The sequence below is a fragment of the Streptomyces sp. LBL genome, from assembly GCF_029893585.1.
Classification (GTDB): domain Bacteria; phylum Actinomycetota; class Actinomycetes; order Streptomycetales; family Streptomycetaceae; genus Streptomyces.
The window spans coordinates 1-22,274 of sequence record NZ_JARXYX010000031.1; the positions used below are offsets into that span (position 1 = coordinate 1).

A 22,274-nucleotide genomic window follows, 5' to 3' on the forward strand; every position below is an offset into this window, starting at 1 on the left:
GGGTGGGGGGGCGGCCCACGGGGGGGGGGCCCCCGGGGGGGGTTTTTCCCGCCACCCCGGGCGGTTCCCCGGGGGGGGGGGGGGGGGGGCCCGCCCCCCCCCCCCCCCCCCCCCCCCCACGACACCGACCACCACCAGGGGAGTCCCGTTGGCCATGTCCGGCACCGAACTCACTGTCACACTCAGCGGCGGCAGCGCCGCCGACGCGCTCACGGTCGTACGAACCCTTGAGCCCGTCTTCGGCACCCCGAACGAGGTGCCCTCCGATGAGCACGCCACGGTCCATACGGCCACGTTCACCGGCGATGCCCCCGAGCAGCCGCCCCGGCTCCCGCAGAGCGACGTCGGTCACCTGTCCGCGCCGGTCACCGCCACCGTGCAGGGCACGCCGGAGGCCGTCGAGAGCGCGAGCGACGCGCTGTTGCGCGCCTTCTCCGCGCATGACCAGGGAATCGCGTCAGGCGACCAGGAGCAGGAGCGTCAACTGCTCCTTCAGCCCTGACCGGGCCGGCCTCTCTACCAGCCGGCTTCCACCTGGTCCTTGATCCGCCGGTCGTAGAGCGCGCGGATCGCCCCGAGCGTCGCCTCGGGCAGCTCCGGCAGCCTCGCGGCGGCCGCGTTGGCCCGGGCCTGCTCGGGCGAGCGGGCACCGGGGATCACGGTGGTCACACCGGGCTGCTGGATGATCCAGCGCAGCGCCAGCTGGGCCGGGGTGTACCCCTCCGGCGCGAGTGCGGCGAACTCGGCCGCGGCCTCGACGCCCGTCGGGTAGTCCACGCCGGAGAAGGTCTCGCCCACGTCGAAGGACTCACCGTGCCGGTTGTAGGTGCGGTGGTCGTTCTCCGGGAAGACGGTGTCCTTGGTGTACTTGCCGGTCAGCAGGCCCGAGGCCAGCGGGACCCGGGCGATGATGCCGACGCCGGCCTCCCGGGCCGCGGGGAGCACCTCGCGAAGGGGCTTCATCCGGAACGGGTTGAGGATGATCTGCACGCTCGCCACGCCCGGCCGGGCGATGGCGGTCAGGGCCTCCTGGCAGGTCTCCACGCTGACGCCGTAGGCCGCGACGCGTTCCTCCTCGACCAGGGTGTCGAGGGCGTCGAAGACCTCGTCCGTGGAGTGGACGGACGTCGGCGGGCAGTGCAGCTGAACCAGGTCGATGCGGTCGACGCCGAGGTTGCGCCGCGAACGGTCGTTCCACGCACGGAAGTTGTCCAGGACGTAGTTCTCCGGGATCTGCTCGGCCCGGCGGCCCATCTTCGTCGCGACCAGGACGTGCAGGTCGGGGCGGCCGCTGAGGAAGCCCGCGATGGTCTGCTCGCTGCGTCCGTCGCCGTACACGTCGGCCGTGTCGAAGAAGGTGACCCCCGACTCGGCCGCCGTCTCCAGCACCGCCAGGGCGTCCTTGTCGTCGACGTCTCCCCAGTCGGCGCCGAGTTGCCAGGTGCCGAGACCGACGACGGATGCGTGCTGCTGCGACCTGCCGAATGTGCGCTCGTCCATGGCGCCAGTTTGTCATCCGTCTCCCGGCCGCGCGGAACGGGACGCTCCGACTCACCCACGGGCGGTATTTCACCCACACGAGTGAGAAAGGCGGCCCAGGGGCATGCACGTGTCAACGGACGCCTAGCGTGAGCCCGTGACTGATCGTTCACCAAGCAACGACCCGCGTGACGACCCCTCCTGGACCCGTCGCGGCTTCCTCCGCTCCGCCGCCGCGCTGGCCGTCGTACCCGTACTGGTGGCCGCGGATCCGGCGGAGGCCGCCGAGAAACTCCCCGACTTCCCGGCCGGTATCGCCCTGTACCGCTCGGCGTACCGGAACTGGGCCGGGGAGATCACCGCCGACGGGCTGTGGGCCTGCGCCCCGACCGACGCCGGCCGGACGGTCGACATCGTCGACTGGGCCTGGCGGCACGGCTGGACGGTACGCGCCCGGGGGGCCTCGCACGGGTGGTCGCCGCTGACGATCACGGAGGGGACACCGTCGGACGCGCCCGTCCTCCTCGTCGACACGGCCTCCCATCTCACCGGCCTGGCCCTGGAGTCCGGCTCCTCCGTCCGCGCCGGCACCGGCGTCACCCTGGAGGCGCTGCTCACCTTCCTGGAGGGGCACGGCCTCGGTGTCACCGCCGCGCCCGCTCCCGGCGACCTCACGCTGGGCGGCGCCCTCGCGATCGACGCGCACGGCACCGCCGTACCGGCCCACGGCGAACGGCGACTGCCGGGGCACACATACGGCTCGCTCAGCAACCTCGTGCTGTCGCTGACGGCCGTGGTGTGGGACGAGGGCAGCGGCGCCCATGCCCTGCGCACCTTCCACCGCGACGAGGCCGACTGCGCCGCGCTCCTCACCCACCTCGGCCGGGCCCTGGTCACCGAGGTCGTGCTGCGCGTGGGCGGCAACACCGACCTGCGGTGTGTGAGCCGTACGGACATCCCGGCCGACGAGCTCTTCGCCGCGCCCGGCAGCGACGGCCGGACCCTCGCGAGCCACCTGGACCGGGCCGGGCGGGTGGAGGCGATCTGGTTCGCCTTCACCGAGTTCCCGTGGCTGAAGGTGTGGAGCGTGGAGCCGGTGAAGCCGCTCACCTCCCGGCGGGTGACGTCGCCGTACAACTACCCGTTCTCCGACAACATCCCGGCGCCGGTGGCGGAGCTGGTGGGGCGGATGGTGTCGGACGCGGCCTGGTATCTGGCGCCGGTGCTCGGCGCCACGCAGTACGACGTGGCCGCGCTGGGCCTGGTGGCGACGCTGTCGGCCGACATCTGGGGGCCGTCCAAGAACACGTTGCTCTACATCAGGCCCACCACGCTGCGGGTCACCGCGAACGGCTACGCGGTGCTCACCACCCGGGACCAGGTCCAGCGGGTCGTCGCCGAGTTCACCTCCTGCTACCGGGAGCGGCTCGCGGCGTACGCGGCCCAGGGCCGCTTCCCGGTCAACGGCACCGTCGAGATCCGGGTGACCGGGCTCGACGACCCCGCCGACGCGGGGATCGACGGGGCCCGCGCCCCGCTGCTGTCGGCGCTGCGGCAGAGCGCGGAGCATCCCGAGTGGGACACGGCCGTCTGGCTGGACGTGCTGACGCTGCCCGGCACGCCGTACGCGGAGGAGTTCCTGCGCGAGCTGGAGCGGTTCCTGCTGCGGACGTACGACGGCGGGCACGGCCTGACCCGGGTCGAGTGGTCCAAGGGCTGGGCGTACACCGACGAGGAGGCATGGGACGACGACGAGGTGATCGGTACGACGGTGCCCGCCTCGTTCGGCGAGGCCGTGTGGCAACAGGCGGCTGCGACGCTGGACCGGCTCGACCCCCACCGGGTCTTCGACAACGCCTTCCTGGACCGCCTGTTCCGGTGAAGCCGGGCTACTTGCGGGACGCCAGCGCCCGGGCGTGCACGGTCCGCGCCACCTTCGGTCCCAGCCAGCGCTTGAGCCGGCGCAGCGCCTCCGACTGCCCGGCTGCCTTGTCCATCCGGTAGTACAGCTGGGGCGGGACGTACGGCAGCAGCGGCGAGTGGCGCTGGCCGAGCAGGGCGAACATCCGGTCCGGGGGGAGGCGGAGGTAACGGGGCAGGTTCTCGTACCACTGGGCGCTGTAGCGGGCCGCGCTCTGGATGGAGAGCAGGGCCTGCTTGCGTTCCCGCTCGTAGTGGGCGAGGGCCTCCGGGAGGGCGGTGTGCTCGCGCAGGGCGCCGGCCAGGGCGATCGCGTCCTCCAGGGCGAGCGTGGTGCCGGCGCCGATGGAGTAGTGGGTGCTGTGGGCGGCGTCACCGAGCAGGACGAGGTTGTCGCGGTGCCAGGTGCGGTTGGTGAGGGTGCGAAAGTTCAGCCACGGGGCGCCGCCCTGGGCGGTGGAGCGGCCGATCAGGGGGTGCCCGTCGAGCACGTCGGCGAACAGCTTCTCCAGGACGGCCAGACCATCGGCCTCGTTCGCCGTGTGGAGCCCGAGTCCGGTCCAGGTCTCGGGGGCGCACTCCACGACACAGGTGCTGCGCTCGGGACTGAAGGGGTAGCCGTAGCACCAGATCCAGCCGTGGTCGGTCTCGACGAAGGCGAAGGTGAAGGCATCGAAGACCTGGGTGGTGCCGAGCCAGATGTAGCGGTTGCGGCCGGTCCTGATCTTTTCGCCGAAGTGGTCGGTATGGCGGGCCCGCAGGGCACTGTGCACACCGTCGGCCGCCACGACCAGGTCGGCCGGGGGAAGATTCCGACCCGTGATCTCGCGCTCGAACTCCAGCCGTACGCCCAGCGACCGGGCACGTCCGGCGAGAATCTCCAGCAGTCGGTGACGGCCGATTCCGAAGCCCTCGTCGCCGGGGTGGCGCGTGGCGGCGTCCCGCACATGGGCGATGCCGTGGTTCCAGCGCACCGAGTGCTCCTCGACGGCGCGGGCCGACGCGGGGTCGTGCGCGTCCAGCTTGTCGAGCAGCCCGCGCCAGTAGGTGACGCCCCAGCCGTAGGTCGAGCCCTCGGGGCCGCGTTCATGGACGGTGACGTCGTGGGCCGGATCCTGCAGCTTGAGCAGGATCGACAGATACAGCCCGGCGGGCCCGCCACCGACGCAGGCGATCTTCACACGGCACCTCTGATCATCACCGAAAGCGTTCAGTTGGCAACGCAGAGTAGCAGTCGAGTGTCGCGGAACCCGCCCATCCGCCGGACCACGCCCATCCGCCGGACCACGCGCACCGTCGCGGCTTCGGCCGACGATCTCCGGTTCGCGGCTTGTCCCGCAGGTCACGGTTACCCGCGCCGGCAGACCAAGGGTGACCTGGCGCGCTCCAAGGAGTTCATCGAGGAGCGCGGACGGGAGACCGGGGAATGGCGCGGCGCGGTCCTGTGACGGCCGCCGTGCGCTATCCGGCTGCCGCCGTACGGCACTCCGGATGGCCCCAGCCCTGATCGTTCTTGGCGATCGGTTCCCCGGCCGCGTACGGGCGTCCACAGACGCAGCGGCCGGGGAACTTCGCCTTGATGGTCCGTGCGGAGCCGCCGCGCCCGCCGGACGCCTTGGCACCGCCTGAGCGCCCCCGCGCAGGGCGGGCGGGCGGCGTGTCCGGTGCGGCCGGCGGCTCCGGCGATCCGAGGCCGCTGCCCGCGGGCTCCTGAACGATCGCGGCCTGGCTCGCGGCGCGGTCCGCGAAGTCGTTGAGCGGGTCGCCGTCGACCTGGTGCGCGGGCACATACCGGAACTCGACCGAGCGGCCGTCGAGCAGCTCGTCGATACGCACCACCAGGTCCTGGTTGGCGACCGGCTTCCCGGCCGACGTCTTCCAGCCGTTGCGCTTCCAGCCCGGCAACCAGGTCGTGACGGCCTTCATCGCGTACTGGGAATCCATCCGGATCTCCAGCGGCACGTCCGGTTCGGTCGAAGCCAACAGCCGCTCCAGCGCGGTCAGTTCGGCCACGTTGTTGGTGGCTTTGCCGAGCGGCCCCGCCTCCCAGCGCGTCGGGCTCTCCGACGCGTCGGCGACGACCCAGGCCCAGCCCGCCGGCCCGGGGTTTCCCTTCGAAGCCCCGTCACACGCGGCCACCACACGTTCACGCATGCGTCCGATCATGCCATGGCCACGCCCGGCGTTCGGACCCCGCGTCAGGAGACGTCCGCGACCTGCGGCATCTCCCCCGAGGCCGTCGTGACGTCGATCACCGTGAAGCTCGCCCCCTGCGGATCGCTGAGCGCGGCGAACCGGCCGAAGGGGGTGTCCATCGGCCCGAACCGGAGGACTCCGCCGAGCTTGGTGGCGCGGGCGACGGCGTCGTCGCAGTTGTCGACGGTGAAGTAGACGTTGATGTACGGCGCCACCTCGGGCGGGAACTCCTCCGTCATCTTCATGCGGCCGAGCACCATGTTGCCGTTGACCTCGAACATGCGGAAGTCGACCGCGTCGTCCACCATCTGCTTCACGGTGTAGGGGAAGACGGCCGGGAAGAACGCGTCCGACTTCTCGGGCTCGCGGGTGAAGACCTCGGCCCAGCAGAACGCGCCCACCTGCTCGGTCGACGCCTCGAACCCCTCGTGGGCGCCCGCCTGCCACACGCCGAAGAGCACGCCGCTCGGGTCCCGGCCCAGGCACATGGTGCCGAAGTCGCCGACCTGCATCGGCTCCATCACCACCTCGCCGCCGTTCTCCCGGATCCGGCCGGCGGTGGCCGCGGCGTCCGGGGACGCGAAGTACAGGCACCACCGCGACTGCCCCTCCTGGCCGGGCATCGGCGGGACGACGGCGGCGACGGCCTTTCCGTCGACGTAGGCCTGGGTGTAGTTGCCGTACTCCGACGACGCGTCGCCGAAGGTCCAGCCGAGGACGTCACCGTAGAAGCTCTTGGCTCCCTCGACGTCGCTGAACATCGCATCGGCCCAACAAGGGGTTCCCTCAGGTTGTACGGCCATGACCACGACCCTTTCCCACATCGGTGAATGTCCGGATTCTCACGCTAGTCATCCACTCGCCCGGCCGCGCGCCGAGCGGCTCGGTCCGCTTCACATCGGCACTGCGGCCTGGGCGAGAGGGCATCGCACGACTGCAGGGAGAGATGCGGGCGTGGTCGGTGGTGCGGCCCGGTCCCGTCCGGGAGGGTGCCCTCCGGTTCGCGGGAGCCGGGCCGAACGGGCGGCGCGGGGTCGGGTGTGCCGAACCGGGCGCCTACCGCGGGTGAGCCGCGGCCGGTCCCGGTGACGCCGTACGTCTTCCCCCTGGTGCCCTGCTGTGCTTGCCTGAGGAACCGTTTCGGTGTCCGGGGCGGGAGTGGCCGTATGCGCAGAGCGTGGGGCGTGGGGTTACTGCTGGCCGGGCTGCTGCTCGGGGCGTGCACGGACCCGGCGTCCGGGCCTGCGACTCCGCCGTCGTCCCCGGACGTACCGGGCAGGTCGGCCACCACCGAGCTCCGGCGGCCGGCCGCCACCGCTCGCTCCGTCCCGAGCGCCGCGTCGAAAGCGCCCAGCGTGCTGTACCTCGGCGACTCGCTGGCGATGGAGAACCAGCGGGTGCTCGGGCAGGAGTTACGGCGGGACCTGCGCGCGAAGTACGTCAGCGCCCCCTACTCCGGAACCACGCTGTGCGACTACCTGGAGGGCACGGGGGCGCGCTCCCTGGTACCGGACCGGGACAAGGCCGCCAGTCTGGTCCGCTCGCTCCACCCGGACGTCGTGGTCCTGCAGTTCTGGGGCAACGCGTGGGGCTACACCTGGTGCATGGACGGGATCACCTACGCGGACTCCCGCACCGAGTACTTCGAGCGGTACGCCGCCGACGCCGAGCGGCTCACCGAGCAGATCGCCGCGGCGGGCGGGACGAAGCGGCCGCGGATCGTGTGGGTGTCGCAGGGCCCGGACCCGATGACGCCCGACCGGGCCGCGGCCCCGCGCGGGGCCGCGGCCGATCGTCACCGTGCACCGGGTTCACTCGCCGTGCACCGGGTTCACTCGCCCGCGTAGGCCTTCTCCAGGGCGGCGATGTCGAACTTGCCCATGGCCATGAAGGCCTTGGTCGTACGGGATGCCTTCTCCGGGTCCGGGTCGCTGATCATGTCGATCAGGTGTTCGGGGACAACCTGCCAGGACAGGCCGTACTTGTCCTTGAGCCAGCCGCAGGGGCCGGGCTCGCCGCCGGCCTCGGTGAGCTTGTTCCAGTAGTAGTCGATCTCCTCCTGGTTCGCGCAGAAGATCTGCAAGGAGACGGACTCGTTGAACTTGAACTGCGGGCCGCCGTTCAGCGCGACGAACTTCTGGCCGTTGGCCATGAACTCCACGGCCAGCACGGAGCCGGCGGGGCCCGCTCCTCCCTCGACGTTGCGGCCGACGCGTACGACGCTGGAGTTCTTGAAGACCGACACATAGTGCTCGGCGGCCTCCTCGGCCTGGCCGTCGAACCAGAGACATGTGGTGAAACCGTCGGTTGCCATGAGGACCTCCTGGGCGTGCGGAACGCTGTCACCTGTCTCGACCGATCCTCGTCCCGGAACTCATCGGTCGGGTGGCCCATTGATCCAGGTGGCCGCTACACCGTTCGCTCGGCATCGCGACCATGACGCCTTCGTCCGCCCATGGCGGCAGCAGTTTCGATCCGTTCCGCATCGACGTACCCCAGAGCGACCTGGACGACCTGCACGACCGCCTCGACCGGATCCGGTGGCCGGACGAACTGCCGGGGTGGGCTGGGCGTACGTGACGGACCCGGCCGCGCCCGCTCTGCCCGCAGCGAATCTGCCGCGGGCAGAGAACCCGCATTCGGGCACCGTCCGAGGTCAAGAGTGGAGTCGACGGCGTTCCCGCCACCAAGAGGAGAACCGATGACTCCACTCACCGCACTCGCTCCGCGGGCCGAGGAGGGCGACACCGCGCCCACCCGGTTCGACGACCACCTGGCCGCCCAACTGCTCGCCCAGCGCATCGTCCTGCTGGGCACCCAGGTCGACGAGGTCTCCGCGAACCGGGTCTGCTCCCAACTGCTGATCCTGTCGGCGGAGGACCCGCGCACCGACATCAGCCTGTACATCAACAGCCCAGGCGGCTCCGTCCACGCGGGCCTGGCCATCTACGACACGATGCGGCTGATCCCGAACGACGTCTCCACGCTCGCCATGGGCTTCGCGGCGAGCATGGGCCAGTTCCTGCTCAGCGTCGGCGCGCCCGGCAAGCGCTACTCGCTGCCGCACGCGCGGATCATGATGCACCAGCCGTCGGCAGGCATCGGCGGCACGACCGCGGACATCGAGATCCAGGCGGAGAACCTGGAGTTCACCAAGCGGACCATCGAACGGATCACCGCGGAGCACACCGGCCAGAGTCCGGAGGCCATCTCCCGGGACGGCGACCGGGACCGCTGGTTCACGGCCGAGGAGGCCAGGGAGTACGGCATGGTGGACCGGGTCGTGGAGTCCCTCGCGGACGTCCGCCCGGCCGCCTCGAAGCGTCGAATGGGGCTGTGACATGGGGACGTACACGATTCCGAACGTCGTCGAGCGGACCCCGCAGGGCGAGCGGTCGTACGACGTGTTCAGCCGGCTGCTGTCGGAGCGGATCATCTTCCTCGGCACCGAGATCGACGACGGCGTGGCGAACGTCGTCATCGCGCAACTCCTCCACCTGGAGTCCTCGGCCCCCGAGAGCGAGATCGCGATCTACCTCAACTCCCCGGGTGGATCGTTCACTTCGCTCATGGCGATCTACGACACGATGACGTTCGTGCAGGCGCCGATCTCGACGTTCTGCGTCGGGCAGGCGGCTTCCACGGCGGCCGTACTTCTGGCCGGCGGGGATCCCGGGCGGCGGTTCGTGCTGGAGCACGCGCGGGTGCTGCTCGGGCAACCGGCCAGTGGCGGACGGCAGGGGACGGTGTCCGATCTCTCGCTGCAGGCCAAGGAGATGGTGCGGATCCGCTCCCAGGTCGAGGAGGTGCTGGCGCGGCACACACACCACGACGTCGCCACGCTGCGCGCGGACATGGACCGCGACAAGGTGTTCACCGCCGAGGAGGCGGTGGCGTACGGGCTGGCGGACGAGGTACTGAGCCGGCGCCTCGTGGGGGTCTGAGGCGCCGGCCGGCCGGTCCGATCAGGCGGTCAGGCAGCGCCCGGCCGGTCAGGCAGCCAGGCAGAGCCCGTTGTAGGGCGCCGTGGAGCGGCCGCGGCCCCTGTCGGCCCGTGACTGGCGGGTGAGCTCGCCCTGGGCCAGCGACAGCAGATCGCCCAGGCCCAGGCCGAGGGCGCGGGCGGCGGCCGCGAGGACCTCCGACGAGGCCTCCTTGCGGCCGCGCTCGACCTCCGAGAGGTACGGCATGGAGATCCGGGCGGCGTCGGCAACGTCCTTGAGCGTGCGGTCCTGGGCCAGGCGTTCGCGGCGCAGGACATCGCCGATCAGGTCGCGCCAGAGGGGTTCCTTCGGCGCACGGGGTTCGAGGGGAGCGGGGGCCGGCGGCGCCTGACGGAGCGGGGCGGGGACGGGGGCAGGGGCGGGGCGTTCGGACACGGAGCGGGCGGTCCCGGGGCGTTCGGACATGGGGCGGGCGGTCCCGGGGCGGGCGGTCCCGGGGCGGGCGGTCCCGGGGCGCGCGGCAGGCGGGCGCAGGGGGATCACGCGGGCTTGGTTCGGCGCTTGGTTGCTCACCTCCTCAGACTAAATTCCCTGGCCCACAGGGGAAGAGACCGGAATTCCGCCCTGGGTGGAATCGCGATCGCGAAGGGGGACGGGCCGCACGGCCGTGGAGATGTCGGCACGGTGTCGACGTCACCGAGCGCTCCCCGCACGCGCTGATCGTCACCACCCGCGCCCGAGTCACCGCCCGTCCGCCGTCGCCACCCCGGCAGCGAAAGACTCGACCAGCGATTTTCGGCCGCACGGGTACCGGACGAGCATGGGCCTTCACACCCCGGGTAGGCGCAAGACTCAAGGACCTGGAACAGGTTCGCGATTCTGTCGGTCGGCGTGCATACCTCACCGCGTTCCGGGTACTCGCAGCCAGCGAGTCCGGAGCAGGACCCAGAACAACCGTAGGACCGAGACAACCAAGGCCGAAGAGGCAGACGTCGAGCCGTGACTTTCGTGGGAGAGGTAATGGACACCGCCGTGATCCGGTCGGAGGCACAGGTCGTGAAGCAGACCGCCGGGACCAGGACGACGGGCGACGGGCCGCTGCCGGGAGTCAAGGACCCGCGGACCGTGGCGCCGCGTGATGCACGAGAGCTTTCCCGCCAGTTCTTCCGGCGCCTGACGGAGCTCGAAGAAGGCACGCACGAATACCAGTACGCGCGCAACACGCTCATCGAGATGAACATGTCCCTGGTGCGCTTCGCGGCCGGCCGGTTCCGGGGCCGCGGCGACGACATGGAGGACATCGTCCAGACCGGCATGATCGGTCTGATCAAGGCCATCGACCGCTTCGAGTTGGCGCGCGAGGTCGAGTTCACGTCCTTCGCGCTGCCCTATATCGTCGGCGAGATCAAGCGCTTCTTCCGTGACACCACCTGGGCCGTGCACGTGCCGCGGCGGCTGCAGGAGCTGCGCGTGGAGCTGGCCAAGGCCCGGGAGGAGCTCGCCAGCCGGCTGGACCGCGAGCCGACCGTGGCCGAACTCGCCACGCTGATGAACATCCCCGAGAAGGAGGTCGTCGAGGCCCAGATCGCCTCCAACGGCTACAACTCGTCCTCGTTGGACGCCGCGCTCACCGGAGACGGTCCCGAGGGCGGCGAGACGGTCCTCGCCGACTTCATCGGTGTGGAGGAGTACGGGCTGCGGCTCGTGGAGGACTTCCAGTCCCTCGCCCCGCTCATGGCCGAACTGAGTGAACGCGATCGGCAGATCATCCACATGCGGTTCGTGGAGGAAGCCACCCAGGCGGAGATCGGCGAGCGTCTCGGCTGCTCGCAGATGCACGTGTCCCGGCTGATCAAGCGGATCATCCTGCGTCTGCGTCAGGGCATGCTGGGGGAGCTGGGCTGCGCCTGAGGAGGATCCGACCCGCGCGCATCACGAGCGGGTGCCGTCCCCCACGAAGACCGTAGCAGGCCGGCTGAGGGCGGTGCCCGCGATCTGGCGTGATCTGGTCGTCGCAGTCCGAGCCGGAGAAAGTAATTCCGGAGAGAGAATTCCGGAGAGAGCTTGGGCCAGGGGATCACTTCTGACTCAGGCCGACGACGGCCTCAAGCCGACCACGGCGCGGATGCGCTTGCCGACCGGTACTCGGTCCACGGCGATCTCCGCGGCCAGCGCGTGCACGATCTCCAGTCCGTGGCGGCCGATGCGCTCGGGGTCCTTGGGGAAGCGCCGCGGCAGGGCGACGCTGCTGTCGTAGACCACCACCGCCACCGCGGCGCCCGTGCCTTCCATCTCGAGTATGTAGGGCCCGTTGCTGTGACGGTCCGCGTTGGTGACCAGTTCACTGACCACCAGGAGCACCTCCCCCTCGGTACGAGGGTCCACGTCGGCGCACCACTCGGTCCCGAGCTGCTTCAGGAAGGCCGCGGCGAAGGCCCGCGCCTCCGCTATGCATCCCGGTTTGCCGCTGTAGTGCGCTGCCCGCCGTAGCGGGTCCACGGGTACGTCGAAACCAGTCGGTATCACTGACCCGTCCAGGTGCTCGGTCATGCGTTTCTCTCTCGATGCCGGACTGGCCGGAGGCTGCTGCACCAGTGCTCGTACCCCGAGCCGGGCATCACAGTCCCCGAGTCCTCGAGTCCCCGGCACGCCCCTTACGCCGGGCCCTGCGAGCGCGCCCCTCAGCCGAAGCCGATGATGCGGCCGGGGCCCACACCCCCCTCACCGTGAGCCGGTGTCGGTTTCCAGGAAGAGTTCGGGCGCCATCGGTGCGACGCGACCACTCCGCCATGCCCTGATTCTGTCGACACATCCACATGTGCGCCTGACTTGAATCCGGCGGGTGGTTCAGGCGACGGGCGTGAAGAGGGCCGCGCCGGTGCGCTGCATCCGCAGGGCGTCCACGGACTCCGCGAGCAGCTCGTACTCGGTGGTGTCGTCGAAAACGGCGATCCGCACCAGCCGTCCGGCGGCCAGCTCGTCGGCCACCAGCCCCTGTTGGGCCAGGTCTGCGCACCAGGTACGCAACACGGTCGGCACGTCGGGCACGGTGGGGGCCACGGGGACGAGCGCACCCGACGGTAAGTGCTCGACCTCGGGCCGGGGGTCCAGCCGGTCGGCAATCCAGGAGGCGCGGTCACGCAGCCACCACAGGGCGAGGGCGAGGGTGGGGGCGCGGTAGGTCCCCAGAGGTACGCCGATGCGTCGGCCGTCACAGGTGCCGTACCCCGTGACGTGGCACAGGAATTCGTCGTGCACGATCCACTCCCCCGCCGCTTCGCCAGACTGGTCGGCCTGGCCTCGCTTTCGATGCGGCTCATGTGCAGTGCTCGGCTCATGTGCGGTGCTCGGCTCATGTGCGGTGCTCGGCTGATGTGCGGTGCTCGGCTGATGCGCTGTGTGATCGGTTCTTCGCCGGATGTGAAGTGCCCTAGCAGTCGAGTATGTTCACTCTTGAAACACTGTCACTACCCATTTCCGGCCACTCTCCTGGCATATTCACCGCCCGACATGGCCGAAATGTGATCGGCGCCCACCAAAGCTGTCATTACCTGAGGGGTAATCGACCCCGCGGGCCGCTACGGGCAGGGGGGAGCCGCCGGGTCGCCACCGGCACGGACCCGGGGTCCGACCAGCAGATACGTCCCTGATGGAGGCTGATCACCCAGGCCCGCGAACACAGACCGTTACGAGAACGCCGTCGCCCGCTACTTCGAGGCCTGGAACGCCCGGGAGGCCGAAGCACGGGCCAAAGCGGTCGCCGCCGCCTGGGCCGCGGACGGCACGTACACCGACCCGCTCACCGACGCCGGCGGCCACGAGCAGCTCGAGGCCGTGTTCCTTGGCAAGTCGGCGTGTTGAAGGAGTCGTCAGTCAGGACAGCGGCCGCGGCTTCAACGGCATGGGGCCTCCAGAAGAAGGGACGATCCAACGGCACTTCGGATGGGTGATCACCGCCCTCGGCCTGCCGCACCTGATAGGGCGGTCGCCTGGAAGCGGCGTTCCCGGCCGACGGGGCGCAGACGGACGTGGGCGTCCAGACCGCCGCCGGGGGCCGCCCGCAGGGTGATCTTTCCGCCGGAGGCGTGCACGAGGTGTCGGACGATGGGCAGGCCCAGGCCAGTGCCGTCGTGATGGGAGTCGGAGGCGCGCCAGAAGCGGTCGAAGGCCCGCTCCTGGTCAGCCTCCGGCATGCCGGGGCCCTGGTCGATGACGTGGAGATCGGTGCCGGGGGCGCGGGCGAGGGTGATGGTCGTGCCGGGTGGGGAGACCCGCAGGGCGTTGGCGACCAGGTTGTCGATGATCTGTTCCAGTGCTCCGGGGATCGCCCACACCGGGCCGGCTGCCGGTCCGGAGACCGTGATGGTGACGTATTGCTCGGCGGCGAGTGGCTCCCACATGGCCGCCCGCTCGGCGAGGACGGCGTCCGCGTCGACGGGTTCGGGGGTGGTGGCGGTGTTTTCCAGGCGGGCCAGGGCGAGCAGGCCGTGGACCATGCGGCTGAGGCGTTCGACCTCTCCGATGGTCTCTTCCAGGCTGGGATGGGCGCGGGGGTCGAGGTAGGGCTCGAAGTTCTCCAGGCGCAGCCGCAGCGAGGTCAGCGGCGTCTTGAGCTGGTGGGAGGCTTCGGAGGCAAATCCGTGCTGGGCCTGGAGCAGGTGCTGCAGGCGGGTGGTGGTGTGGGTGAACGCGGCGGCCAGGCGGCGCAGTTCGGGCGGTCCGCTGTCGGCGTCGGGCGGGTTGTCCAGACGGCCGACGGCGAGTTGGGTGGTGGCGCGTTCCAGGGTGCGCAGGGGCCGGGTGATCCAGCGGGCCAGGGTGAACGCCACGAGCGCCACGGCTGCCAGGACACACGCGCCGGCCAGGGCGAGGGCGGCCCAGATGCGGTGTTCCCGGTCGGTGACCATGGTCATCGGGTAGGTCACCCGCAGCGCGCCGCGGATCGTGGTGCCGGACGAACCTGGCATCGTTGCCGCCAGAACGTCACCACCATCGGTGCCGGTGCGGGTGGCAACGGTGGTCTGGTTGCGCAGGGCGGCGGCGATGTCCGGCTGGCCGGCGAGCGTGGTCCCGGTGTCGGTGGTGCCGGCGGAGTCGGTGAGCACCTGGCCGGTGCGGTCGACGATCACGACACGGGCGCCCGCGTTGTCCTCGGCGTACTCCCGGGCCAGTTCCGGCAGGGCCGTCAGGTTGCCCTTCTCGATGTTCTCCTCGGCGACCTCGGCCAGCATCGAAGCGTCGCGTTCGACGCTCTGGGAGAACCGGGATTCCTCCCCGCGGGCGTAGAGGTAGCCGAGCGGGATTTCCAGCCCCAGCAGTACCAGCAGCGCCAGCGCGAGGTAGCTGAGTATCAGGCGCCGGGTCACGACGCCCCCTCGGCGGGCTCCGCCTCACCGGGAACCGTGAGGCGGAAGCCGACGCCGCGCGCGGTGATGATCCAGGCGGGGTCGCCCAGCTTGCGGCGCAGTGCCGCGACGTGCGCGTCGAGGGTTTTGGTGGGGCCGAAGAAGTGCGGGTCCCACACGGTGTCCATGATCTGCTGGCGGGAATGTACGGCGCCGGGATCGTCGGCGAGGTAGGCGAGCAGGTCGAACTCCCGCGGGGACAGCGCGATCTCGCGGCCTTGAAGGCGGACCTGCCGGGTGCGGCGGTCGATCTCCAACCGGCCCAGCCGCTGCGCTGCGGTTGTGGGCGCGGATGGCGGTGCTTCCTCGGATGCCTGAGCGTGCGTTGCCTGGGGCAACGCCTGCTGGGCGCCGGTGCGGCGGGTGACCGCCCGGATACGGGCCACCAGCTCCCGCACGCCGAACGGTTTGGCGAGGTAGTCGTCCGCGCCCAGTTCGAGACCGACGACCCGGTCGGCTTCTTCGCCCCGGGCGGTGATCATGATGATGGGGATCGCGGAGCGGGCGCGCAGTGCGCGGCAGACGTCCAGGCCGTCCATGTCCGGCAGCCCGAGATCGAGCAGGACCAGATCGGGAGCCTCACCGGTGTCGCTGAGACCGTCGGTGCCGGTGCGTGCCCGGTCCACCGTGAATCCGTACCGGCCGAGCCCTTCGGTGAGGGGTCCGGCGATCCGGTCATCGTCTTCTATCAACAGCAGCCGCATGGCGACAGGCTCGCACAGCTGCGCAGCAGGAGCCGGAGCGTTCATCACAACCTGCCTGGGACCAGAGGAAACGGACGATGCGACAGATCTGACGGAGCAGATGAAAAGGGGCCGCCCGGCCGCTCAACGCGGGGGTTGTGATCGGCCGGACGGCAGCAGCGGGAGGGCGGTCGACGACGGAAGGTGGTGGGGGTCAGCCGTCGTCGGAGCGGTCGCCGTCCTCGCGTTGGCCGTCGCGGCGGTCCTCGCGCCCGTTGTCCTCCCGTTCGTCGTCCTGGTGATCTGCGGTGACGGGCGGTGCGCTGGTTGGCGGTGCAGCGGTGCCGGTCCCCGCGCCGCTGTCCGCCGGCGGCACGGCACTGGTCGGTGGCCCGGACGGTGTCACCGGCTGCGGGGCGGAAACCTGACCGAGAACGGAGGCGGGACCGGGTGACGGGCTGGAGGAAACCGTGTCGCTGACCATCGACAGCGCCAGGCCGAAGCAGCCCACGATCAGCAGGACCGCGGCCACCAGGAGGACCGGCTTGCGCCGGGCTGCCACCTGCGGCCACCCGCCCGCCGCCTGCCCGCCCCGACGGACCGTGCTGGAGCCTCCGTTACCGGTGTCCACTTGGGCGGAGACGCTGTCCGCGGCATCCGCGGCCCGCGCGGGCGACTCACCCGCCGCCCAGTCCTGCGCGGAGGCCGACGCGGGACAGTCGAAGGAGTCGTCCGCGTAGCGGTCCCCGTAACCGGCCGGCCCGCCATCGGCGGGCAGACGGTCGAAGACCACCGTCTCGACAACGTCCGGCTGCGAGGCCGGCTCTGAACGGCTGGGATCCACCGGCATGACGCCTGCTCCTGTTCGCGAGACGGTTCAGCACAACGGCAGAGCCGTCAGCCCTCGTTCTCCTCGGTGCCCTCCTGCTTGGTGCCGGTGACGTTGTAGCTCTTGTCCAGGTACACCTCGACCGTCGTGCCGTCCGACTTCTTGACCTCCACCGCGAGCATGCCGGGCTTCTCCCTGTCCTCCTCGGACTTCACGACCGTGCCCGGGTACTCGGCCAGCGCCGCCGCCTCGGCCTTCTGCTTGATCTCGCCGGTCAGCGGCGTCTCCTTCTCCTCACCGGCCTCGTCCTCGGCCGCGCCCGCCTGGGCGTCCCCGGCGTTCTGCGCCGACTGCTGGGTGTCCGCGGCCTTCGAGCTGCCGGAGTCGGAGTCGGACCCTCCACCACAGGCGACCAGAGCGAACATCAGTACGACGGCGGGAGCGGCGAGCAGGGCACGACGAGGGAAAGCACGCATCAGGAATCTCCAGAACGAACTCGGGGTGCGGTGGTCCGTGTGGCCGGATCACCGGGGGACACACATGACCCTAGAAACCCGCCCTCCAGAGCACGGCCAACACAGGACAGCAACAGACCAGCAAACCGCCAATGTTTGCCCCGATCGCAAAACGGCAGGTCACAGCCGTCTACTGGCATGGAAGGCGCATGGTGTTCCCCTCCGTGTCGCGAAGCAGCGGAACGAAATCAGGCTCACCGGCAGGGTGTTACCTCGACGCCGGGCGCAGAGGAACGACGCTGCGCCGTGTCGTGGTGGCCGTCCACCGGGCCGACCGGCCGGAAGACGAAGCCCGGGAACTGCTCGTGGACCCCTGCTATGACGAGTTCCCGGGTGCTCGCCGGAGCGTGAGGCAGGTCGTCGGCGATGAGTTCTCCCGCCGTCGGCGGTCTCTTGAGCAGGAGTCTCCAGACAGAGAGACCATCGACAGCGGAGGACGTCATGGCTACGACCGGGAAAGTGGAGGCGGAGTTCACCGCCGAGCTGAGCAGGAGCGCGGAGAAGGGCAGCTGGACCTGTGTCCGCTGGCCCGACTCCGTGGCGTTCTTCGGCACCGGGGGCCTGGTCAAGGTCCGCGGGACGATCGACGGGCACCCCTTCCAGAGCTCCTTCATGGCTCTCGGGGACGGCACGCACATGCTGCCGGTGAAGGCCGAGGTGCGCCGGGCCATCGGGAAGGAGGCGGGGGACACCGTGACCGTGCGGCTTCAGGAGCGTCTCGGCTGATGCCCCGCCATCGAGCATCGACCGGCACCGACGAGCGCGTCTACCACACCGACGCGCTCGTCGGCAGGTGGCCGTCACCCGCGGCGACGCGCGCGCTCGCAGATGGCCCGTGATCTGCGGGCCGCGTTCGGGAAGGACCACGGCTGCCGGGCGCAGACCTGGAGTCCGGCGGCCGGCGCACCCGGCCGCACGAGGCCGTATCGGCCCCGCAGGTCAGGCCTTGACAATGACGTCGTCGGCCCCGCAGGTCAGGCCTTGACGATGGCGTCGATCCGCGCCAGCTCCTCCGCGTCGAAGTCCAGATTACGGATGGCACCGACGCTGTCCTCCACCTGCTGGGCGCTGCTCGCCCCGATCAGGGCGGAGGTCACCCGGCCGCCGCGCAGGACCCAGGCCAGGGCCAGCTGCGCCAGCGTCTGGCCGCGGGACGTGGCGATGTCGTCGAGGGCGCGCAGCCGGCCCACCAGTTCCTCGGTGACCGCGTCCGAGTTCAGGAACGGGCTGTCGCTCGCCGCCCGCGAGCCCTCGGGGATGCCGTCGAGGTAGCGGCCGGTCAGCAGGCCCTGCTCCAGCGGCGAGAAGACGATGGAGCCGACCTGGAGCTCGTCCAGCGCGTCCAGCAGGCCCTCGTCCTCGGGACGGCGGTCGAGCATCGAGTAGCGCGGCTGGTGGATGAGCAGCGGGGTGCCCAGCTCGCTCAGGATGCGTGCGGCCTCCCGGGTCTGCTCCGCCGAATAGTTGGAGATGCCGACGTACAGCGCCTTGCCCTGCTGCACCGCCGTGTGCAGGGCGCCCATCGTCTCCTCCAGGGGAGTCTCCGGGTCGGGGCGGTGCGAGTAGAAGATGTCGACGTAGTCCAGGCCCATCCGCTGCAGGCTCTGGTCGAGCGAGGACAGCACGTACTTCCGCGAGCCCCACTCGCCGTACGGACCGGGCCACATCAGGTAGCCGGCCTTGGTGGAGATGACCAGCTCGTCGCGGTAGGGCGCGAAGTCGGCCTTCAGCGCCTCGCCGAAGGCCGACTCGGCGGCGCCGGGCGGCGGGCCGTAGTTGTTGGCCAGGTCGAAGTGGGTGACGCCGAGGTCGAAGGCGCGGCGCAGGATGGCACGCTGCGTCTCGACGGACCGGTCCGGGCCGAAGTTGTGCCACAGGCCGAGCGAGAGCGCGGGAAGTTTCAGACCGCTGCGTCCGGTGCGCCGGTAGGGCATGTCCGCGTAGCGGTCGGGATGTGCGGTGTACAACGCGACTCCAGAGGGGTTGGCACGGTTTCCTGAGAACCGGTGCCCACTCTCTCGCGACCTGGGCACATTGGTCCAACAGAAGAATCCGATGGAATTCAGCGGATAGGCTTCTCAATCATGGAACTGCGTCATCTCCAGCACTTCGTGGCGGTCGCCGAGGACCAGCACTTCACCCGGGCCGCCGAACGGCTGCTGGTCTCCCAGTCGGGGCTGTCCGCCTCCATCCGGACACTGGAGCGGGAGCTGCAGACCCCGCTGTTCGTGCGGACCACGCGCCGGGTGACGCTCACGCCGGCCGGTCGGGCACTGCTGACCGAGGCGGAGCGGATCCTGGCGCAGGTGCGGTCGGCCCACGAGGCGGTGGCCGCCGTACAGGGAGTGCTGCGCGGCATGCTCGCGCTCGGGTCGGAGCAGTGCATCGCGGGTCTGCATGTCGCGGGGCTGCTCGCCTCGTTCCGGCGCCGGCACCCGGACGTGGAGATCTCTCTGCGGCAGGCGGGCTCGGGCGCGCTCGCCGACGAGGTCGCGGCCGGGCGCCTGGACCTGGCGTTCGCCGTCCGGACGGCTCAGGAGGACACCGACCAGCTGCGCGTCGTACCGCTGACCAGCGAGCCGATGACGGTGCTGTGCCATCCCAGCCACCGGCTCGCGCGCGCGGGTGCGGCCGTGACGCCGGAGGATCTCGGCGGGGAGGTCTTCGTGGACTTCCATCCGGACTGGGGCCCGCGCCGGACCACCGATGCCGCCTTCGCCGCCGCGGGCGTCCGCCGGAGCGTCGCACTGGAGGTCAACGACGTGCACAGCCTCCTGGACCTGGTGGACGAGGACCTCGGCATCGCCGTCGTACCCCGGCACTTCCGGCACAAGCGCGAGTCGCTCACCGCCCTCCCGGTCAAGGGCACCGGTGAGACCGTGTACGAGACCGTCGCCCTGCTGCCGCCCGCGCAGGCCACGAGCCCGGCGGCGCGGGCGCTGATGGCCCTCCTGGAAACAGAGGGCGCATGAAGACAGCGGATGCGCGAGGGTGGACCTCATGCATGCCAAGGACATCCTCATCGACGCGTACGGCCGCATCCAGGAAGAAGTCCACGCCACCGTCGACGGGCTGAGCCCGGACGACCTCAACGCCCGGCCCTCTGCTGACGCCAACTCCGTCTGCTGGCTGATCTGGCATCTCACCCGGGTCCAGGACGACCACGTCGCCGACGCCTCGGGGCTCGACCAGGTCTGGCTGACCGAGGGCTGGGAGAAACGGTTCGGCCTCGGACTTCCGCGCCTTGACACCGGGTACGGGCACAGCTCCGCGAAGGTCGCCAGGGTGCGGGTCGACTCCGGTGCCCTCCTGACCGGGTACTACGACGCCGTGCACGAGCAGACGCTCGGGTATCTGCGCGGGATTGCCGCCAAGGAGTTCGAGCGGGTCGTGGACGAGCGCTGGGATCCGCCGGTGACGCTGGCCGTCCGCCTGGTCAGCGTCCTGTCCGACGATCTCCAGCACGTCGGACAGGCCGCCTACGTCAGGGGGCTGGTGCGGAGCGCGGCCTCGTAGCCCGGCAGCACGACGTCGTCGATGAGGGCGCTGCGCTCGTCGAACGGGATGAACGCGGTCTTCAGCGCGTTCACTGTGACCGTGCGCAGGTCCTCGACCGTCCAGCCCGCCCTCTCGACCAGCAGGGACATCTCCCGGGTCATCGTCGTGCCCGACACCAGCCGGTTGTCGGTGTTGAGGGTGACCCGGAAGCCGAGGTCCTTCAGGGCCGTGATCGGGTGCTCGGCGATCGAGGTGGCGGCGCCGGTCTGGAGGTTCGACGTCGGGCACATCTCCAGCGCGACACGACGGTCGCGTACCCAGCCGGCGAGACGGCCGAGCTTGCCGTCCACTATGTCGTCGGTGATGCGGACGCCGTGCCCGATGCGCTGGGCGCCGCACACCTGGAGGGCCTGGTGGATGCTGGGCAGGCCGTGCGCCTCGCCGGCGTGGATGGTGAACGGGACGTTCTCGCGGCGCAGGTACGCGAAGGCGGCCAGATGGTCGGCGGGCGGGAACCCGTCCTCGGCACCGGCGATGTCGAAGCCGACGACACCCGCGTCCCGGAAGGCGACGGCCAGGTCGGCGGTCTCCTTGGTGCGGTCGAACATCCGCATCCCGCACAGCAGGGTGCCGACCCGGACCGGGGTGCCCGCGGCGGCCGCCTTCGCCATCCCGGTCGCGAGACCTTCCTGGACGGTCTCGACGACCTCGGGAAGGGCCAGCCCGCCCCTCAGCATCAGCTCGGGGGCGTAGCGCACCTCGCCGTACACGACACCGTCCGCGGCAAGGTCGAGGACGTACTCCTCGGCGCTGCGCAGCAGGCCCTCGCGGGACTGCAGCACGGCCAGCGTGTGCTCGAAGGTGGCTATGTAGCGCACCAGGTCACCGGAGCCGGCGGCCCCGACGTACCAGGCGGCCAGCTCGTCCGGGTCGGTGGTGGGCAGCGGGTGGCCGACCGCGTCCGCGAGCTCCACCACGGTGGCGGGGCGCAGGCCGCCGTCGAGGTGGTCGTGCAGCACAGCCTTGGGCAGCCGGCGGAGGGTGTCGGTGTCGATGCGGGGGGCGGTCATGTGCGTGTTCCTCGGCAGTGGTTCTCAGTCGGTGGACGGCTGGAGCAGGTCCCAGCGGTTTCCGTACAGGTCCTGGAAGACGGCGACCGAGCCGTAGGGCTCGTGGCGGGGCTCCTCCAGGAAGGTCACACCCGCGGCGAGCATGCGGGCGTGGTCGCGGGCGAAGTCGTCGGTGTGCAGGAAGAACCCGACCCGCCCGCCGGTCTGGTCGCCGACGCGGGCGCGCTGGGCCTCGTCCTTGGCGGCGGCCAGCAGCAGATCGGCGCCGTCCTGCCTGGTGCCCGGCCGTACGACGACCCAGCGGGAGCCGTCCGGGCGCGGGGTGTCCTCGACGAGACGGAAACCGAGGGCCTCGGTGTAGAAGCGGAGGGCCTCGTCGTAGTCGTCGACGACAAGGGTGATCAGGGCGACGCGTCTCATCGGGACCTTTCGGAGCGGGTGACCGACGGGAGAGGTTATACGTAAAACGTCTGGTGCGCCAGTCAGTCCCGTCGACGACCCCGGGGGTGCTGGGGAACGGTGATTCCGTGCGTGGCAGGCTGGTGATCACGCCGGGGTCACGGGCTCCGGCGTCCCCCGCCCGCCCCGTCCACCGCGCCGAGTCGGCCGCCCGCGCCTGGGAGACCACGGTGCCCTTCCTGCACAAGCAGCTGGGGTGATGTGGAGACCCGGTCGTAGGGCCTGTCCTGGTTGCGAAACGCCGTCGGCCGTAACACCTGACCGTACGGCGCGTGT

At 70.7% G+C, this 22,274-nt stretch carries 25 protein-coding genes and 4 pseudogenes; 13 read left to right on the forward strand and 16 right to left on the reverse strand.

Annotated features, from left to right (window positions below):
- Positions 1-154: 154 nt before the first annotated feature.
- Entirely contained in the window at positions 155-502 is a 348-nt protein-coding gene (locus M2271_RS31445) for a hypothetical protein (RefSeq protein WP_280890793.1), read from the forward strand.
- Positions 503-516: 14 nt separating this feature from the next.
- Here the strand turns inward: M2271_RS31445 and M2271_RS31450 are convergent, their stop codons facing one another.
- Complete coding sequence (locus tag M2271_RS31450) at positions 517-1,500, reverse strand: aldo/keto reductase (protein WP_280890794.1); 984 nt, start codon at positions 1,498-1,500, stop codon at positions 517-519.
- A gap of 136 nt (positions 1,501-1,636) precedes the next feature.
- Between M2271_RS31450 and M2271_RS31455 the strand changes: the two genes are divergently transcribed.
- Entirely contained in the window at positions 1,637-3,361 is a 1,725-nt protein-coding gene (locus M2271_RS31455) for a cholesterol oxidase substrate-binding domain-containing protein (protein ID WP_280890795.1), read from the forward strand.
- A gap of 7 nt (positions 3,362-3,368) precedes the next feature.
- On the opposite strand, the gene M2271_RS31460 is transcribed toward M2271_RS31455, so the two are convergent.
- Complete coding sequence (locus M2271_RS31460; RefSeq protein ID WP_280890796.1) at positions 3,369-4,580, reverse strand: FAD-dependent monooxygenase; 1,212 nt, start codon at positions 4,578-4,580, stop codon at positions 3,369-3,371.
- A 165-nt stretch (positions 4,581-4,745) separates the two neighbouring features.
- Between M2271_RS31460 and M2271_RS31465 the strand changes: the two are divergent.
- A pseudogene (locus M2271_RS31465) lies at positions 4,746-4,847 on the forward strand (cyclase); the annotation flags it as partial.
- A 13-nt stretch (positions 4,848-4,860) separates the two neighbouring features.
- Here the strand turns inward: M2271_RS31465 and M2271_RS31470 are convergent.
- Positions 4,861-5,565 (reverse strand): ribonuclease H, encoded by a 705-nt coding sequence (locus M2271_RS31470; protein WP_280890797.1) that lies wholly within the window; start codon positions 5,563-5,565, stop codon positions 4,861-4,863.
- A 32-nt stretch (positions 5,566-5,597) separates the two neighbouring features.
- Positions 5,598-6,398 carry a VOC family protein gene (locus M2271_RS31475; RefSeq protein WP_280890798.1) on the reverse strand — a complete coding sequence of 267 codons (801 nt, stop codon included), beginning with the start codon at positions 6,396-6,398 and terminating at the stop codon, positions 5,598-5,600.
- A 363-nt stretch (positions 6,399-6,761) separates the two neighbouring features.
- On the opposite strand from M2271_RS31475, the pseudogene M2271_RS31480 reads away from it, so the two are divergent.
- Positions 6,762-7,358 (forward strand): annotated as a pseudogene (locus M2271_RS31480) (SGNH/GDSL hydrolase family protein); the annotation flags it as partial.
- 68 nt (positions 7,359-7,426) lie between these two features.
- Here M2271_RS31480 and M2271_RS31485 read toward each other — a convergent pair.
- Complete coding sequence (locus M2271_RS31485) at positions 7,427-7,909, reverse strand: VOC family protein (protein WP_280890799.1); 483 nt, start codon at positions 7,907-7,909, stop codon at positions 7,427-7,429.
- Between the two features lie 122 nt (positions 7,910-8,031).
- Here M2271_RS31485 and M2271_RS31490 point away from each other — a divergent pair, with 122 nt between their 5' ends.
- From M2271_RS31490 to M2271_RS31500, 3 genes are all read left to right on the forward strand, one after another.
- Positions 8,032-8,175, forward strand: coding sequence for an epoxide hydrolase N-terminal domain-containing protein (locus M2271_RS31490; RefSeq protein WP_280890800.1), 144 nt, complete (start codon positions 8,032-8,034; stop codon positions 8,173-8,175).
- A gap of 121 nt (positions 8,176-8,296) precedes the next feature.
- Positions 8,297-8,935: an ATP-dependent Clp protease proteolytic subunit gene (locus M2271_RS31495; protein WP_280890801.1), complete on the forward strand. Its 639-nt coding sequence runs from the start codon at positions 8,297-8,299 to the stop codon at positions 8,933-8,935.
- A gap of 1 nt (position 8,936) precedes the next feature.
- Positions 8,937-9,539, forward strand: a complete 603-nt coding sequence (locus M2271_RS31500) for an ATP-dependent Clp protease proteolytic subunit (protein WP_280890802.1) — start codon at positions 8,937-8,939, stop codon at positions 9,537-9,539.
- 48 nt (positions 9,540-9,587) lie between these two features.
- Here M2271_RS31500 and M2271_RS31505 read toward each other — a convergent pair whose 3' ends face one another.
- Positions 9,588-10,112, reverse strand: a complete 525-nt coding sequence (locus M2271_RS31505; protein ID WP_280890803.1) for a helix-turn-helix transcriptional regulator — start codon at positions 10,110-10,112, stop codon at positions 9,588-9,590.
- Positions 10,113-10,559: 447 nt separating this feature from the next.
- Between M2271_RS31505 and M2271_RS31510 the strand changes: the two genes are divergently transcribed.
- Entirely contained in the window at positions 10,560-11,450 is an 891-nt protein-coding gene (locus M2271_RS31510) for an RNA polymerase sigma factor SigF (RefSeq protein WP_280890804.1), read from the forward strand.
- 177 nt (positions 11,451-11,627) lie between these two features.
- Here the strand turns inward: M2271_RS31510 and M2271_RS31515 are convergent, their stop codons facing one another.
- Positions 11,628-12,089: an ATP-binding protein gene (locus M2271_RS31515; protein WP_280890805.1), complete on the reverse strand. Its 462-nt coding sequence runs from the start codon at positions 12,087-12,089 to the stop codon at positions 11,628-11,630.
- Between the two features lie 297 nt (positions 12,090-12,386).
- Positions 12,387-12,797, reverse strand: coding sequence for a hypothetical protein (locus tag M2271_RS31520; RefSeq protein WP_280890806.1), 411 nt, complete (start codon positions 12,795-12,797; stop codon positions 12,387-12,389).
- A 414-nt stretch (positions 12,798-13,211) separates the two neighbouring features.
- Between M2271_RS31520 and M2271_RS31525 the strand changes: the two are divergent.
- Positions 13,212-13,376, forward strand: a pseudogene (locus M2271_RS31525) (nuclear transport factor 2 family protein); the annotation flags it as partial.
- Between the two features lie 113 nt (positions 13,377-13,489).
- On the opposite strand, the gene M2271_RS31530 reads toward M2271_RS31525, so the two are convergent.
- The 5 genes and pseudogenes from M2271_RS31530 to M2271_RS31550 form a co-directional block, all read right to left on the reverse strand.
- Complete coding sequence (locus M2271_RS31530; protein WP_280890807.1) at positions 13,490-14,905, reverse strand: ATP-binding protein; 1,416 nt, start codon at positions 14,903-14,905, stop codon at positions 13,490-13,492.
- Positions 14,902-15,648, reverse strand: a complete 747-nt coding sequence (locus M2271_RS31535) for a response regulator transcription factor (protein WP_280890808.1) — start codon at positions 15,646-15,648, stop codon at positions 14,902-14,904. The genes M2271_RS31530 and M2271_RS31535 overlap by 4 nt, the downstream gene beginning before the upstream one ends.
- 193 nt (positions 15,649-15,841) lie before the next feature.
- The gene (locus M2271_RS31540; protein ID WP_280890809.1) at positions 15,842-16,477 is read right to left on the reverse strand and encodes a hypothetical protein; all 636 of its coding nucleotides are present in this window, start codon (positions 16,475-16,477) and stop codon (positions 15,842-15,844) included.
- Between the two features lie 47 nt (positions 16,478-16,524).
- Positions 16,525-16,932, reverse strand: a complete 408-nt coding sequence (locus M2271_RS31545; protein WP_280890810.1) for a PepSY domain-containing protein — start codon at positions 16,930-16,932, stop codon at positions 16,525-16,527.
- 281 nt (positions 16,933-17,213) lie between these two features.
- Positions 17,214-17,294 (reverse strand): annotated as a pseudogene (locus tag M2271_RS31550) (nuclear transport factor 2 family protein); the annotation flags it as partial.
- 118 nt (positions 17,295-17,412) lie between these two features.
- Here M2271_RS31550 and M2271_RS31555 point away from each other — a divergent pair.
- Positions 17,413-17,697, forward strand: coding sequence for a DUF1905 domain-containing protein (locus tag M2271_RS31555; protein WP_280890811.1), 285 nt, complete (start codon positions 17,413-17,415; stop codon positions 17,695-17,697).
- Positions 17,698-17,945: 248 nt separating this feature from the next.
- On the opposite strand, the gene mgrA is transcribed toward M2271_RS31555, so the two are convergent.
- Entirely contained in the window at positions 17,946-18,938 is a 993-nt protein-coding gene (mgrA, locus tag M2271_RS31560) for an L-glyceraldehyde 3-phosphate reductase (RefSeq protein WP_280890812.1), read from the reverse strand.
- Positions 18,939-19,055: 117 nt separating this feature from the next.
- Between mgrA and M2271_RS31565 the strand changes: the two genes are divergently transcribed.
- Complete coding sequence (locus M2271_RS31565; protein WP_280890813.1) at positions 19,056-19,943, forward strand: LysR substrate-binding domain-containing protein; 888 nt, start codon at positions 19,056-19,058, stop codon at positions 19,941-19,943.
- A 28-nt stretch (positions 19,944-19,971) separates the two neighbouring features.
- Positions 19,972-20,487 carry a DUF664 domain-containing protein gene (locus tag M2271_RS31570; protein ID WP_280890814.1) on the forward strand — a complete coding sequence of 172 codons (516 nt, stop codon included), beginning with the start codon at positions 19,972-19,974 and terminating at the stop codon, positions 20,485-20,487.
- On the opposite strand, the gene M2271_RS31575 is transcribed toward M2271_RS31570, so the two are convergent.
- On the reverse strand, positions 20,451-21,539 hold the full coding sequence (locus M2271_RS31575; protein ID WP_280890815.1) for an adenosine deaminase: 1,089 nt from the start codon (positions 21,537-21,539) through the stop codon (positions 20,451-20,453). The genes M2271_RS31570 and M2271_RS31575 overlap by 37 nt on opposite strands.
- 24 nt (positions 21,540-21,563) lie before the next feature.
- Positions 21,564-21,959, reverse strand: coding sequence for a VOC family protein (locus M2271_RS31580; protein WP_280890816.1), 396 nt, complete (start codon positions 21,957-21,959; stop codon positions 21,564-21,566).
- A 107-nt stretch (positions 21,960-22,066) separates the two neighbouring features.
- Here M2271_RS31580 and M2271_RS31585 point away from each other — a divergent pair, with 107 nt between their 5' ends.
- Positions 22,067-22,198, forward strand: coding sequence for a hypothetical protein (locus tag M2271_RS31585; RefSeq protein WP_280890817.1), 132 nt, complete (start codon positions 22,067-22,069; stop codon positions 22,196-22,198).
- Positions 22,199-22,274 lie beyond the last annotated feature (76 nt).